Origin of the sequence: Streptomyces sp. NPDC002054 (genome assembly GCF_040296685.1) — a bacterium.
In the GTDB taxonomy this organism is placed as follows: domain Bacteria; phylum Actinomycetota; class Actinomycetes; order Streptomycetales; family Streptomycetaceae; genus Streptomyces.
Genome location: NZ_JBEOXT010000019.1, coordinates 68,644 through 81,002 on the forward strand (window position 1 = coordinate 68,644; position 12,359 = coordinate 81,002).

The 12,359-nt window shown below is 68.8% G+C and carries 8 protein-coding genes; 3 read left to right on the plus strand and 5 right to left on the minus strand.

Annotated features, from left to right (window positions below; genetic code table 11):
• Positions 1 to 41: 41 nt before the first annotated feature.
• Both ABT123_RS19625 and ABT123_RS19630 read right to left on the minus strand, forming a co-directional pair.
• Positions 42 to 719, minus strand: a complete 678-nt coding sequence (locus ABT123_RS19625) for a response regulator (RefSeq protein WP_351315952.1) — start codon at positions 717 to 719, stop codon at positions 42 to 44.
• Positions 720 to 1,904, minus strand: coding sequence for a sensor histidine kinase (locus tag ABT123_RS19630; protein WP_351315954.1), 1,185 nt, complete (start codon positions 1,902 to 1,904; stop codon positions 720 to 722).
• A gap of 208 nt (positions 1,905 to 2,112) precedes the next feature.
• Between ABT123_RS19630 and ABT123_RS19635 the strand changes: the two genes are divergently transcribed.
• Positions 2,113 to 3,603: an alpha/beta hydrolase gene (locus ABT123_RS19635; protein WP_351315957.1), complete on the plus strand. Its 1,491-nt coding sequence runs from the start codon at positions 2,113 to 2,115 to the stop codon at positions 3,601 to 3,603.
• 13 nt (positions 3,604 to 3,616) lie between these two features.
• Positions 3,617 to 4,270, plus strand: coding sequence for a hypothetical protein (locus ABT123_RS19640; RefSeq protein WP_351315960.1), 654 nt, complete (start codon positions 3,617 to 3,619; stop codon positions 4,268 to 4,270).
• Between the two features lie 155 nt (positions 4,271 to 4,425).
• On the opposite strand, the gene ABT123_RS19645 is transcribed toward ABT123_RS19640, so the two are convergent.
• The 3 genes from ABT123_RS19645 to ABT123_RS19655 form a co-directional block, all read right to left on the minus strand.
• Positions 4,426 to 9,570, minus strand: coding sequence for a glycosyl hydrolase family 18 protein (locus ABT123_RS19645; protein ID WP_351315963.1), 5,145 nt, complete (start codon positions 9,568 to 9,570; stop codon positions 4,426 to 4,428).
• A gap of 451 nt (positions 9,571 to 10,021) precedes the next feature.
• Positions 10,022 to 10,408 (minus strand): DUF3592 domain-containing protein, encoded by a 387-nt coding sequence (locus ABT123_RS19650; RefSeq protein ID WP_351315966.1) that lies wholly within the window; start codon positions 10,406 to 10,408, stop codon positions 10,022 to 10,024.
• Between the two features lie 180 nt (positions 10,409 to 10,588).
• Positions 10,589 to 11,401 carry a hypothetical protein gene (locus tag ABT123_RS19655; protein WP_351315969.1) on the minus strand — a complete coding sequence of 271 codons (813 nt, stop codon included), beginning with the start codon at positions 11,399 to 11,401 and terminating at the stop codon, positions 10,589 to 10,591.
• 505 nt (positions 11,402 to 11,906) lie between these two features.
• Between ABT123_RS19655 and ABT123_RS19660 the strand changes: the two genes are divergently transcribed.
• Positions 11,907 to 12,293, plus strand: a complete 387-nt coding sequence (locus ABT123_RS19660) for an NmrA family NAD(P)-binding protein (RefSeq protein WP_351315972.1) — start codon at positions 11,907 to 11,909, stop codon at positions 12,291 to 12,293.
• The last annotated feature ends 66 nt before the right edge of the window (positions 12,294 to 12,359 follow it).

Below are 12,359 nucleotides of genomic sequence, written 5' to 3' on the forward strand. Positions count from 1 at the left end.
GCGGCTTGGCTGGCGAAATCGTCCGGGTGGCTTGTGGCCGGTCATTGCTCTGCATCGCGGACCAGGAGTGCGATCTGCACCCGGTTTTCGACCGCCAGCTTGGCGAACAGGTTGCCTGTGTGCGCCTTGACGGTCGCGATGCTGATGTGCAGCCGCTCGGCGATCTCCGGGTTGCCCAGTCCGTCCGCGATGGCCCGGGCGGTGTCGAGTTCTCGTTCGGTCAGCGCGGCCAGCCGTTTCCGCGCGGCTTCGCGGGACGAGCGGCGGGCCTCGGAGGACTGCGGCCCGGTGGCTGCGGCGATCACTCGTGCCGTGGCCGCCGGGGACAGCACGGGGTTCCCGTCCGCGACGGTCCGCACCGCGTCGAGAATCCGCGCCGGCGGGGTGTCCTTCAGGACGAACCCGAGGGCTCCGGCGCGCAGCGCGCCGAGCACCAGATCGTCGGAGTCGAATGTGGTCAGCATGAGCACCCGGGGCGGCGTCGGCCGGGAGAGGAGTTCCCGGGTCGTACTGAGACCGTCACGGCCGGGCATCCGGATGTCCATCAGCACGACGTCCGGCCGCTGCTCGTCCACCACGGTGATCGCGGCGTCCCCGTCGGCCGCCTCCGCGACGACGATCAGGTCCGGTTCGCCGTCGATGACGAGTCGTAGTGCAAGGCGCACCAGTTGTTCGTCGTCGACGATGACGATACGCACCGGGTCCCGCTCGCTGTCCACTCAGCTTCTCTTTTCGTGGTCGTGGTTCGGCCAGGGTAGGTGCGCGGTGAGGACGTATCCGCCGTCGGGTGTCGGGTGGTGGCTGAGTTCTCCGCCGGCGAGGTTGATGCGTTCGGCGAGCCCGAGCAGGCCGAATCCTGATTCCGGCGGCCCGGTGGTCGTCGTGGTGGCCGGGGAGTTGCGGACGCTTACATGCAGTTCGTCGCCGACTGTTCCTTCGACGGTGATGTGTACGTGGGCGCCCGGGGCGTGTTTGGCGGCGTTGGTCAGTCCTTCCTGGATGACCCGGTAGCAGGTTCGTCCCACGACGTCGGACGGTCTTCCCGTGACCGCGGTGGAGAGCGTGACGTCCAGTCCGGACGTGCGGGCGTCGGCCACCAGCTCCGGGATGCGGTCGAGGGAGGGCTGTGGCGGTTCCGGACGGTCCGGGTCGGCGCGGAGCACACCGAGGACGTCTCGTAGTTCTTCCAGCGCTTGGTGGGAGCCGTCGGCGATGCCACGGATCAACGTGCGGTTCTCCTCAGGGGTGAGGTTGCCGCGGTGGTCCAGCACTCCGGCCTGCATGGCGACCAGGGAGATCCGGTGCGCGAGCACGTCGTGCATCTCCCGGGCAATACGGTTCCGTTCCAGGGCCCGTGCCTGCTCCGCCCGTGCGGTCTGTTCCCGTTCCGCGCTCTCCGCCCGCTCCCGCAAGGACCGCACCTCGACGCGCCGTGCGCCGATGGCCACGCCTATGGCCACCGCGATGCCCGCGCTCAGTGCCGGGAGTGCGAGTTGGAGCCAGAGCGAGCCGGGCGGGCTCTCGATCGGGTAGAGCACGAGGGCGAATTGCGACGCGGCCACGTAGACGAGCGCGACAACTCCGATCTCCACCGGACGGCGACGAGTGGAGATCGAGCCCAGGGCCAGAAGCGCGGCACCGGTGGCGAGTGTCGACGCGCCCGAGGCGATGGCGACCGCCAGGGCGACGGCCAGCGGGAACCGTCGCCGCCACAGGAGCGCCGCCAGGCAGCCGAGAGCCACCAGCGGATCACCGGTGACCAACCAGGAACACGTGTCGGCCGCGCACCCCCGCGGCAGCGCCGCACCGGTGGAGACCCAGAAGGGGATGCCCAGTGCCGCAGCGGCCACCAGCCGCCATGTCTGCTGCCACCCCCCGAGCCGTGGCGCGACGTCCGTGTTCATCCGGTCATTGTCGCGAACCCGTGCGGCCGGTGCAGCAACCTCCGGGGCACTCCCGCCCTCACCCCAGAGTCGTATGACCGCCTCGACTTTGGTCGAAGGTGACTCGAGCCGCCGGGCCGATGTGCCGATGACGCCGGATGAGCAGACTCGTATCCGTCGCCCGACCGTTCCGGCGCGCGACCTCGTGCGCCCCTGAGGAGGACACCAGATGCGCAAAACCCTGTCCCTCGCCCTCGCCGCCACCGCAGTCGCGGCGGTCGCGATGTCGGGAGCGTCGGCGACTGCAACGGCGACTCCGGGCACGGGGACGGCCACGCCGGACACCCTGCGGTGGGGCCCGTGTCCGCAGCAGCCCGCATCGCAGAACGCCGACGCGCCCAGTCTTGAGTGCGCGACGCTCGGCGTCCCGCTGGACTACCGCGATCCCGACGGCCGGCAGATCGAGATCGCCGTCTCCCGCCTGGCGAGCAAGGACCCTGCGAAGCGCCGCGGTGTGCTGCTGACCAACCCGGGCGGCCCCGGTGTCTCCGGCCTCGACTACCCGGCCCTCCTCGCCGGCGTCGGGCTGCCGAAGGACGTCCTCGACTCCTACGACGTGATCGGCTTCGACCCGCGTGGCGTCGGCCGCAGCACGCCGGTCACCTGCGACCTGACACCGCAGCAGCAGTCACGCGGCAACTTCCCGCCGTACGCGCACACCGCGGCCGACGTCGCCAAGGAGGCACCGTACGCGCGAACCATCGCCGAACAGTGCGCCACGTCGCGGACGGCGTGGATGCTGCCGTACACCACCACCGCGAACACCGCGCGCGACATGGACCGGATCCGGGCGGCGCTGGGCGAGCCGAAGGCCTCCTACCTCGGTACCTCCTACGGCAGCTACCTCGGCGCGGTGTACACGACGCTGTTCCCCGAGCGCAGCGACCGGATCGTGCTCGACAGCAACATGAGCCCGGGCGGCTATGGCCTGGCGAGCTTCCGCCTGCTCGGCCGCGGAATGGAGGACCGGTTCCCGGACTTCGCGGCGTACGCGGCGGCGCACCCCGAGTACGGTCTGGGTGCCACACCGCAGCAGGTGACCGCCAAGTTCTTCGAACTCGTGAAGCGGCTGGATGCCGATCCGATCGACGGCATCGACGGGACACTGTTCCGCGGGGTGACATTCCAGCACCTCTACGTCGAGGGCCTCATGCCCCAACTGGCCAAGGAATGGCAGGCGTTGGACCAGGGCAAACCGCTGACGACCCCGCCGCCGCAGATCTCGGAGAACTTCCTGGCCGGCCACTTCTACGTGACCTGCGGTGACTCGCGCTGGCCCGGCAAGGTCCGGGACTACCAGCGCAATGCCGAGATCGACCGGGTGAAGTACCCGATGCTGGGCGGGGTCACCGCAAACATCAAGCCCTGCGCGTACTGGCCGGACAGCCGGGTCGAGCCGCCGGTGCAGATCGGTGACCGAGGCCCGTCGAACGTACTGATGGTGCAGAACGAACGCGACCCGGGGACACCCCTGGTCGGCGCCATGAAGCTGCGGCGGGCATTCGGCGACCGGGCCACGATGGTGACCGCCGACCAGGGCGGGCACGGGGTCTACCCGTTCGGCGGCAACACGTGCGCGAACAACACGGTGACAGCGTTCCTGACCGACGGACAGCGCCCGGCCAACGACCTCGCCTGCGCGGCGGAGCCGACCAAGTAACGGGAGCGGACCCATGATCAAGGAGTGGCGGCAGCGTCGTGCCGTACAGCGGGTCACCCCCGGGGACGGGCGAGAGTTGAAGCGTTTCCGCTGGTGGCAGCTGCCTTTCCGCGCGCTGTTCCTTCTGCGGCTGCCTGACGTCGACGGCCGCGAGACGGTCTACGCCGTCGACGTCAGGCACTGGCAGAACCAGTCGTCCGGCAACGTCAAGGCCCACCTGTATCGCGACGGCAGGCAGCACGCCGTGTCCAAGCTCCCCGCCGTCTTCCCCGTCCCGGGCGGCACCGTCGAGGTGAAGATGAGCGGATTCGGCCTCAAGCGCTGCCACTACGTCACCGACGAAGGCGGCGAGTTCCAGCTGGTACCGGACCCCGACTCCGCCGAGGGGCGCCGGGCGCGCCTCGACCGCGCGCACCCCGCGCTGAGCCGCACCATCGGTCTCCTCTCGCTGTGCGTGCTTGTCGCCGCGCTGGCCGTCCTCGTCCCACAACTTGCCGAACAGCTCACCAAGTCCGAGGGCATCGCCCAGCACACCGGAACCTTCACCTCGCCCATCGACGTGCCGGCCTGGGCCAACATCGCGATCGGCGTCGCCACCTTGGCGGCCAGCACGGAACGGGCCCTGCGACTGCGCCACAGCCACTTGCTGGACGGCGCAGCGGGCTGATCCACCCAATCACCCAAGGCGTCGCAACCCCGCCGGCGACACCCCGCCGCCGCGGGAGAGCGACATCCACCGGCGTGAGGGTGCCCAGGACCGTCGGCACGACCGTCCTGGGCACCCTCATCGCGTTCTGGCAATGGAAACGGGACTAGCGGTGGTCAGTCGTTGGGGCTGATGTTCCGCCAGACCGGGGCGACGCCCGGTTCATCGCCCTTGTTGGCCCAGTACTGGGCGACCCAGCGGTGGCCCTTGTGCGTGACGGCGTCCCCCTTGTCGTAGTCGGCCTTCGGGTCCCACTTCGGCGCTGAGCACTGGGCCGATCCCACGGGCCGGACCGTCTCCGTGCCGTGGCGCCGGTCACCGGTGATGCCGAAGGTCTTTCCCCCGCTGGTGATCGTGACGTTCGCGGGACCGGCGGCGGGCAGGTAGTACTTGACGGGGATGTCCATGCTGCGCCCGGCCGGGATCTCCTGGCATGCCTCCAGGACGATCGTGACCCGGTGGAAGTCCCCCTTCAGGCCACCGACGTTGGGCCCTGAGTGGCCGGGCTTCACGTCTTCGTACGGCTTCCAGTTCCCGTCCTTGATGACGGACGGGGCCGAAGTCGACAGGTCGAAGGAGACCTTGGCACCCCCGGGGATGGTCTTGTCTCCGTGGTTGGTGATGCGCAGCATGGGCTGGAGCGGCCACAGGTCCTTGTTGTCGGTCGGGTACTTGGCGAACGTCACGTCCGCGTCCAGGACCTGGCTGGGCAGTTTGGTCTTCCCGGCACGGATCGCTCCGTAGGACCCGGCACCGCGTTGGGCATCGTCGAGTTGCTTGGTCAGGGTGTAGCCGGGCACGCACTGCCCCGACTTGTCATCCGGGCACTCGTAGTCCCCGGCCAGCTCCCAGATCATCGCGCCGCCCGCACCTTTGTCCTTGATGTAGTCGGCCTTGGCGGCAGTGTCCTGGGTGTCCTGCGTGGAGAGGAACACCTTCTTGTCCTTGTGCCACAGCCAGGACGCCTTGAGCGTGTCGTTCCAGTGGCGGGTGTAGCCGTCGGTCCCGTTCTCGGTGTCCTTCGGGTCCAGACCGAACCGGGGCAGGTAGCTGGTCAGGACGCCCCGCTCCAGGTTCTTGGCGTGCCACATCGGGTTGGATCCGGCGGCCAGCTCGTCGCCCGCGGCGGTCTGGTCGTGCCACAGGTTGTCGATGCCGGAGGCACCGGAGCCGCACGCCGTCGTGCCCCCGTTGGGGCCGGTCCCGTCGGGGCACTGGGACTGGTCCTTCAATTTGGAGATGCCCCAGAGCCCGTTGCCCTCGCCCCCCTGGACGTCCTTCCAGCCGCGCGTGTAGTACGGCACGCCCAGGTTGATCCGCCCGGCCTGCAGTGCGCCGCGGAGGTAGTGGTAGGACCAGTCGGTGTTGAAGAAGCCCTCCTGCTGGTACTCGGGGTTCTTGGCCTTGTCGTAGATCCCGGTGGCGGCCAGCTCGACGTCCTTGCCGTCGTCGTAGAGCGGCGCCTGCGGGCCGACGTAGTTGTTCCACGAACCGTGGTAGTCGTAGGACATGGTGTTGACGAAGTCCAGGTACTGCAACGCCCGGAAGTCCTCCTGGCCGCGCAGCAGATAGCCGGATGCAGAGGCCGCCGCGGTGAGCTGGTAGTAGGCGTTGTCCGCCGCCGACGCCGCGTCGAGCTTTTCGCGCAGGGTCTTCATCAGCGCGGTGTTGCCCGCGTTCAGGCCCTTGCGGCGAGGGTTGGCGACGGGCCAGTCCTCCGGGTTGCCCGCATCCAGGAGTGAGGTCGGGTACTCGTAGTCGATGTCGACACCGTCGAACCCGTAGGTGCGCAGGAACGTGACGACGGAGTCGGCGAAGGTGTTGATGGCCGGCTGATTGACGCTTCCGTCCGCGTTGTTGGTGACGCGGTACAGGCCACCGAACTTCTCGCGGCTGCCGTCGGGCTTCAGGATGCCGCCGGTCTCGGCCCAACCTCCTACGGAGATCAGGGTCCTGACCCGGGGGTGCTTCTTCTTGTACTTGTTCAGGAGATTGAAGTTCCCCTTGTACGGCAGGCTGCCGTCCATCTCGGCGCCGGGCACATGGGGCCAGGTCATACCGGTGGCCGGGTTGTCCGGGTCGTTCACATCGCCGACCGAGATGCGGTTGCCGCCGTCGACATGCGCGAAGGCGTAGTTGACGTGGCTCACCTGCCCCCAGGGGATACTGCGCGGCAGGTACATGGGCTGCCCGTTCCTGCCGGTGCGCCAGCCGGTGAAGTACCCCACCACCCGCCGCGGATGCCGCTTGCCCATCACTTCTCGGCCCTGGTCGTCGTAGATCAGGCAGTAGGGCGTGTTGACCCCCTTCGTCGCCGTCATACCGTCCGGGCGGCACTTGGAGTGGTCGACTGCCGCGGCGGCGGAGACGGACCGCGCTGCCTGGTCCCTGATCACCGGCTCGGGGTCGGGCGGCGGAGTGGGGCCGTACCGCAGGGACTGTACGAGGAAGTCGTTCTTGTTCTTGCCCCAGTCGAAGATGGTGCCGCGCAACCCCGGCCACTGGTCGGTGAGCTCCCTGGGGTTGCTCAGGAAGTAGCTCTTCGACAGATCGATCAGGTCCAGGTTCATCCGTACCACCCGGGTGCCGGAGACCAGGTCGGCCTGGACCTTCCCGTGGTCCGCGACGCGCAGCAGGGCGGCATCGACGCGATCCTCGAAGACCGTGCCCCTCAGGGCGGGGATCACCTTGCCGACGGGGCCCGGTTCCGCGATCCACTTGTCGCCGTCCCCGTCGAGGTCGACTTCGAGCAGGCCCGCCTGACCGTCACGGAAGACCACCGCATAGGGGTCCTTGCTGTTGCCGACGGCCGCGTCGAGCCCGTGCTCGAACACGGTCCCCTCGAACACGGGGAAGAAGTCACGGATCAGCCCCGGACCCCGGACGCGCTTGTCGTCGATGGTGCCCTCCTCGATCGCGACATGGATGTACCGGCCGCCGCGGAAGAGCGAGAGCTGCCGATCGCCGTCCTCCGTCAGCTCGAAAGCGGCTTCGACTCCGCCGGCGAAGTCGGTGTCGCGCAGGCTGGACCAGATGTCACCGATGTCACCGATGTTGCTGAGGCGACCGGGACTGTTGGCGCCACCGATCGAGCCGTCCGGCTTCGCATCCGGGTTGAAGTACGCGAAGGCGTCACCCTGGAACAGGACGTGGTCGCCCAGGCGCCGGCCGTCGCTGTCGGGGCCCTCCCCGTCCCATGCCGCATCGTCGATCGGTGAGCTCGAGACGATCGGCTCGTCGGGTGAGCTGCCGGGACTGCCGACGCAGCGGAAGGACCGCGCCCCCGTCTCCTCGATCTCCCGCTGCATGCGGACCAGACAGGCACTGAGGGCCCGCTGGCCGTAGGCGTTGGGGTGGACGGCCTCCTCCCACTGTCCGCCGCCGGTGAGTCCGCTGAAGTACCGCACCCACTCCGCGTCTTCGGCGGCGATCGGCTTCTCCAGGGAGTTGCGGGACGTCGCCTGCTTCGTGGACTTCGCGCACAGCTCGTGCCCGGCGAAGGCGTCCGCCAGGTCGAGGAAGGCCGCGTCCGCGTCCCGTGCGGCACCGCGCAACATGCCACCGATCTCCGCGACCGCGCCCTCGCCGGTCCAGCTCACGTCATCGTCGTAGAAGGGGCAGCCGCCCTTGATGTACCGGTCGTAGTGGTCGCCCTCATAGCGCATCTCATGCGCGGCGGGCAGCGGCGCCGGATAGCCCTGCACCACCAGGTTGTAGGTGCTCTGGTCCTGCCCGGACCCGCCCATGGTGTCGTGGATAGCGTCCAGCGTCCGGGCGACGTCCTCGCGGACGGCGCTCAGGCGCTTCTTGAGGTCCTCGTCCGCCTGCTTGCGGCAGGACTCCTTGTTGGTGATGAAGTTCATCGCGCAGCTCTGGACGATGTCGGAGAACTGCAGGTCATTGCCGCCGATGGAGAGCACGACGGTACCGATCTCATGGTCGGCGGCACGTTCCGCGAGCTGCTGGATCTGCGGCTTCTCGCCCTTGAACTCCTCGCTGAGGATGTGCTGCGTCTCGGCGCCGGAACAGGCGATGTTGAACCGCCGCTCCTTCGGTACGCCGCCGATGGCCGCACCCTTGATCTCCGCCACATCGGAGCGGTGGCACGCGTCGCTTCCGGCGGCGTTCTTCTCGTAGACCTGCGTGCCGTGGGCCGCCCGGTCAGTACCCCAGGCGTCGTTGTTGGGGTCGAGCTCGCCGTCGGGCCCGTCCACCTGAGCGTTGGCGTTGCCCTGCCAGCGACCGCCCTCTCCCGAGATGTAGCTGTCGCCGAGGGAGACGGTGGCGGCGGGCAGACCGGGCTCGACCGGGCAGACGCCGGCAGCGGCGGCCCGTGCCGCCCCCGATGCTCCCGCCCCGTCGTCGGCCGTGCAGGTGTCCGGCTCCTCCGCACCCGCTTCGAAGAGAACCGGGAAGTGGTCGGAGCCGAATGAACTCGTGAGCCGCTTGGCCTTGAGGCCTTCGCCGGCGCCCCCGTCGACCATGTAGTCGAGCTCCGCGCCCTTCTTGTGCGTGCTCGCGCCGGAGAAGACGACGCGCTCGTTGTCCTCCAGTTCCATCACGCTGGTGAGAGCACCCTGGTCCTCCGCGAAGTTCTCCTTCTTGGCCCCCTTCAGACGGTTCCGCTGGGTGTTGAAGGCCCGCGACTTCTCGTCGGGGAACCGGTTGAAGTCCCCCATGATGGCCCAGCCGGCCTTGAAGTCCTGCTGTTTGTGCAGGCCCGAGATGTCCTCGACGATGCCGTCGGCGTTGTTGTTCGACCGTTTCGGCGCTGTGGTGGCGTGGATGGAGTAGTACCACTTCCCGTCGAGCTTCATCCCGAACGCGGGGAAGGCCTTTCCGGTGGCGTCGCCCCGCACCTGAACCGCGTGCAGGTCGTCGTGGGACGCGGCGCGCTTCTTGGTGGCGATGGCGAGACTGCGGCGGTTGCTGCCGGTGCGGATGCGGTAGACGGTGATGTCGCCGTCCCAGTGGAACTCCTCAACCCGCCAGTCCCCTAGGCGAGTTCCGTTCGGGCTGCGGTTGGCGATGTCGAAGGCGGCTGCGGGCTTGTGTTCCAGCAGGTCCCCATCGGCCACTTCCTGGAGAGCCACCAGGTTGAGGGCGTGCTCCTTGATCAGGCCGGGAACCTTCTGAAGGGTGTCGTTCTTGCCGTCCCAGGTGTTCCAGGTGGCCAGCTTGAGGTCGGACGCCTCTGCGACTGCGGGCGTTGCGGGCAGAAGGACGACGGGGAGCAGCCCCGCCAGGAGGGCAAGTCCCACAGTGGGGGCCACGGTACGCGGCCACCGGGGCGCCCTCGGGGGTCGAAAAGGATTCATGTTTCCTTCCCAGGCCAAAATGGATGGCACTAGCGGAAAGGTAGCGAAGAGGGACAGAGGCGGTCGAGTAGCAGCCGAGACATCTGCTTTGAGCCGCCCCGTCGAGCCGGGTTGGGACCCTGATTTCGCTGACGGGCAGCCGGCGGGGTACTTCCTGCCGGCCCGGGACGCCCGCCTGCGGGCGATAGCCTGCCGGGGTGCGCGGCCCCAGCTCGGGTACGGCATCCAGCTCGGCACCGTACGGTTCCTGGGCACCATCGCGGCGGCAGCACGTGATCAGACGAAGGCCGCACCCACGTCCGGCGAACCCCAGGCAAGCTACCCAGTTCGAGACGCCGTTCGACTCAACGCCAGAAGAAAAAGACCAAGCTGAGGAGCAAGCTCAACGACAAGCTCAACGACCGGTGGCGAGCATCCAGATCCCGATGGCCGTGAACAGGGTGCCGCCCGCGAGAAGAGCCGCGACCTCCGCAGTCCGTCTCCCGAGGAGGTCGATTCGCGCGCCCTGCGGGGCCTCGGGAAGGTAGCGCACCGGGACCCCACCGCCCACGGGCAAGCCCTTGACTCCGGATGACCTGGCCTGGAACGTGTGCCGACTACCCTGCGCATCAACGAATTCGACCACCGCGAAGTAGACAGGACCACCTTCCACTCTGAGGCCATCCGTGTGGTGGCGGACCACCAGGCCCCTGACGCGGATCCCCTCGCGCTGGAGGCGGTGCTGGACCATGGCCTCATACGTGCCGAACCCGAGGAGGGTGAGACCTGCCAGGAGCGACATCGCAACCCACACCGCTGCCTACCCCTTCCGTTCCTTGCACGACTCTTCGGGTACTTCCTGTCGCAGGAGTTGACGCTCCATCGGCTGGAGGCGGTTCCTGGTATTTCGGGCGCACTGCGGATCACCGGACGGGGGCTCGCCTGCCGTGTCCGGCCGGACGGAACGCGCAGCTGTGCGGCGCTAACCCCGCCACCGTACCCCGTGCCGCCGCCGCAGCCGGTGGATCTCCCACCAGGCCAATGCCGTCACCGACACCGGGCCACCGAGGAAGGCGCAGACCGCGAGCGGCACCGGGCCCGGCGGCAGGCCGCCCGACCACAGGCCGCGGAAGGCGAGCACCCAGACCAGGACGGTGGTGACCAGCGCGGGCAGTGCCGCATGCAGGGCGGACAGGTTGAAGGCGTGACGGAGTGCCGGACCGGTGGCGAAGCAGAGGAAGAAGACCACCCACCAGAACGGCGCCCAGCACACGAACATCACGGACGCCCAGAGCAGCACCCCGAACAGCCCGTTGGCGCTGCTGGGCAGCAGCCCCATCCCCTTGCTCGCCGCCGTCAACAGCAGCGGCACCAGCGTCCAGGCGCCGAAGTACCACAGGCCCGACCGGCCGGCCGGCCACAGCTTCGTCCGCATGACCCGCCGCGTCCCGGGCCTGGCCACCCAGAAGAGCAGCGCCACTACCACCGCCGCGCTGAGCAGCGCCAACCAGGGCGCGAACACCAGCCCTTCCAAGAACTGCCCCTGCGCCTCCCACACGTCCTGCCAGCCACCGAACACGGCCAGCAGCAGCCCCGAGATGACGAGGGCTCCCCAGGCCCGCACCCGCTGCACCCAGAACACCTCGGGATCCTCGACCAACCCTTCCGGGCGTACGGGGAAGACCCGGCGCGCCGTACGGCGGGCCGTACGGGCCAGTTGGTAGCCGACCAGCAGCGGCACAGTCAGCCACCACAGGCACGGGAGGAGCAGCACCAGCAACACCCAGTGGGACATATGCTCCCGCCGCCCCCGCAACACCTCACTCAGCGGCGGCCATTCGTCCTCACGCAGCCGTCGCCACAACGGCGTGTACGGCCGCGGCGGGTCGCCCGCCGGCGGTGGCCCGGACGCAGGGGGTGGGTCGATGCTCGCGGGCGGTGGCCCGGACTGACGGGGTGGGTCGATGCTCATGGGCTTCCCTTCCACGGTCCCGGGAAGGGACGCGACCCGACCCGTCTACGGTTCCCGACCGCAAACCCCGTGCTGCACGGACTTGACGATCCGCCCGTACTCGACGAACGCCTTCCCCCCAGCGGGTTCCGGCGGTCCTCGTCGCGAATCGCGTCGGCGCCAGGTCGCCGCGAATTCAACGCCAGCCTGCCCGTTCTGCACTTGCCGTACTCACATGGCCTTCGCAGGTCGTGGGTGACCTCGTTCACGAGTTCGTGGCCCGGGCCGAGTTCGCCGGGGACCATGCCGGCTGGTCCTGCTCTCCGGGCGCGGCGCCGCCCCAGCCGGCATGGTCCCCGAGCCGTTCATCGACATCGAGGACGTCGCCGACGCCGCGGCCTCGGTGTTGACCGAACCCAGTCGGCACGCCGGACGGGTCTACGAGCTGACCGGACCGCGTGCGCTTACCTTTGGTGAGGCCGTTGAGCTCATCTCCCGGGAGTCCGGGCGCTCTCTCACCTGCCGACAGATTTCCCCCGACGAATACGCCAGGACAATGGTTGATGAGGGCTTTGGCAAGGACGACGCCCACCACGTCGCCGAGATGTTCGTGCTGATGAAACGTGGCCTGATCGCGGCGACGACGGATGACCTCGCCACCGTGCTCGGGCGGGCGCCCCGGACCTTCGAGGAGTACGTCGTGCTGGCCGCGGCGGCGGGAGCCTGGCGGCGATGAACGTCCCACGGCCCCCGACCTGTTTCCGAACGAGTCGACGCCTTCTGCGCAACCTCGGAACCATTC

What these genes read in the sequence shown, in the direction of transcription:
- ABT123_RS19630 (WP_351315954.1), bottom strand. Translation starts at nt 1,904, where the DNA reads ATGAACACGGACGTCGCGCCACGGCTCGGGGGGTGGCAGCAGACATGG.
- ABT123_RS19635 (WP_351315957.1), top strand. Translation starts at nt 2,113, where the DNA reads ATGCGCAAAACCCTGTCCCTCGCCCTCGCCGCCACCGCAGTCGCGGCG.
- ABT123_RS19640 (WP_351315960.1), top strand. Translation starts at nt 3,617, where the DNA reads ATGATCAAGGAGTGGCGGCAGCGTCGTGCCGTACAGCGGGTCACCCCC.
- ABT123_RS19650 (WP_351315966.1), bottom strand. Translation starts at nt 10,408, where the DNA reads ATGTCGCTCCTGGCAGGTCTCACCCTCCTCGGGTTCGGCACGTATGAG.
- ABT123_RS19655 (WP_351315969.1), bottom strand. Translation starts at nt 11,401, where the DNA reads ATGTCCCACTGGGTGTTGCTGGTGCTGCTCCTCCCGTGCCTGTGGTGG.
- ABT123_RS19660 (WP_351315972.1), top strand. Translation starts at nt 11,907, where the DNA reads ATGGTCCCCGAGCCGTTCATCGACATCGAGGACGTCGCCGACGCCGCG.